The following is a 1,856-nucleotide window of genomic DNA, read 5'->3' as shown; positions in this document are numbered from 1 at the left end:
CCCGCCACCGCGCGATGGCCCGCACCGCGCACGGCGTCCTCGACTCCCTCAAGTCCCGCATGCCGGAGCTGGCGGGAGCCGCCGCCGCGCAGTACGCCGCCGCGCTCCGGCTGACCGCCGCCGTCGACAACGCCTACGACAGCGAGTACGCGCGCGTACGCGGGCGCCTCCAGAGCGGCGCCGTGCTCGCCGGAGACGCTCTGAAGCGCTGGCGGGCCTTTCCCCTCGACTGCACCGCCGCGGAGCTCCTGGACGCCCTCGTGGAGTCCCTGGCGGCCCTCCTGCTGTGCGCCGTCACCGCCGCCGACGAACGTGTCGACGACGCCTGGCGCCGCGAACCCGCCGCCGGGCACCTCGACGACCGCGACCCCGACCTGGAGAGCGCCGAACACCGCATCGGCCTCGCCGTACGACGCTGGCGGCGCGAACTGGAGGAGTATGCGGAGGACGAGGTCCGCGACCTCGACCGGGGCTCCGCACCCGACCCCGAGTCGGTCGCCGCGCTCGTCGCCACCGCCCTCCTCGGCGGCCGGCGTGCCCGTTCCGCCGGAGAGGGCCTCGCCGAGCGCCTCGGCGCCCACGGCGCGCTGCGCCTGCGCGACAGGGGCGGCCGGCTCCTCACCGCCCACCTCGACAGCGTCGTCGGCACCGAACGCGAGCGCCGCCTCGCTCCCCTCGACGGGCTCGACGTCCATGCCGAACCCCAGGCCGAGCTGATCGCCGCGCTGTCCGTACTGCAGAAGGAGAGGTGACAGGTGACCGCCGTCACGGACCATCAGGAACACGAGCAGGGGCCGACGGACGAACCTCTTGAGGAGGACGGCTGCGAAAACGTCCTCCCTGAGGGCGTCGAAAACGACAATTCCGATCAGGCGGAGAGCGCGCAGAGCGAGACAAGCGCAAAAAGCGCCAAGGACGCCGAGAACGCCGACGACGATCCCGCCGACCCGGACGACACTCCCTGGGGCGACGGCCTCATCGCCCGCCGCGTCACCCCGCCCGGCACCGAAACCCCCGCCCCGGAACCTCGCACCCCCCACGCCCCCCTCGCCTACGACGGCCCCCTGAGGTCCCGTCTGGACGCCCTCAGGGAACTCGTCGGCCTCTCCCGCACCCGCCTCGACAACAAGACCCTCGCCGAAGCGGGCCGCGTCCTGGACGAGGCTGCCGCCCGCCGCCGGCTCTCCGGACAGCACACCGTCGTCGCCATCGCCGGCGCCACCGGCAGCGGCAAGTCCCAGCTCTTCAACGCCCTGGCCGGCGTCACGATCTCCGAGACCGGCGTCCGCCGTCCCACCACCGCCGCGCCCATCGCGTGCAGTTGGAGCGACGGCGCCGCAGGACTCATCGACCGCCTCGGCATCCCGGGACGGCTGCGCAGACGCCCCGTGCAGAGCCCCGAGGCCGAGGCGCAGCTGCGGGGCCTCGTCCTCGTCGACCTCCCCGACCACGACTCGGCGTCCCTCCCGCACCGTGAGCACGTCGACCGTGTCCTCGCCCTCGTGGACGCCGTGATCTGGGTCGTCGACCCCGAGAAGTACGCCGACGCCGTCATCCACGAGCGCTATCTGCGGCCGATGGCGGGCCACGCGGAGGTCATGTTCGTCGTCCTCAACCAGACCGACCGGCTCCCCGGGGAGGCCGCCGAGCTCGTCCTCGACGACCTGCGCAGACTCCTCGACGAGGACGGCATCGCGCTCGGCGAGTACGGCGAACCCGGCGCGACCGTCCTCGGGCTGTCCGCGCTCACCGGGGACGGCGTCCCGGAACTGCGCGAGCTGCTCGGACAGTTCGTCGCCGAGCGCCAGGCGCCGGCCCGCAGGGTCGCCGCCGACGTCGACGCGGCAGCCGCCCGG

General features: G+C 74.1%; 1 protein-coding gene and 1 pseudogene. Both read left to right on the top strand.

Annotation, left to right across the window (positions count from 1 at the left end; genetic code table 11):
* Positions 1 to 752: pseudogene (locus ACVNF4_RS35560) on the top strand (ATP-binding protein); the annotation flags it as partial.
* 3 nt (positions 753 to 755) lie between these two features.
* The coding region (locus tag ACVNF4_RS35555; RefSeq protein WP_461806967.1) for a YfjP family GTPase at positions 756 to 1,856 on the top strand (1,101 nt) is incomplete at its 3' end.

The sequence above is a fragment of the Streptomyces sp. S6 genome, assembly GCF_054880855.1.
This window is presented reverse-complemented; position numbering and strand designations above follow the sequence as displayed.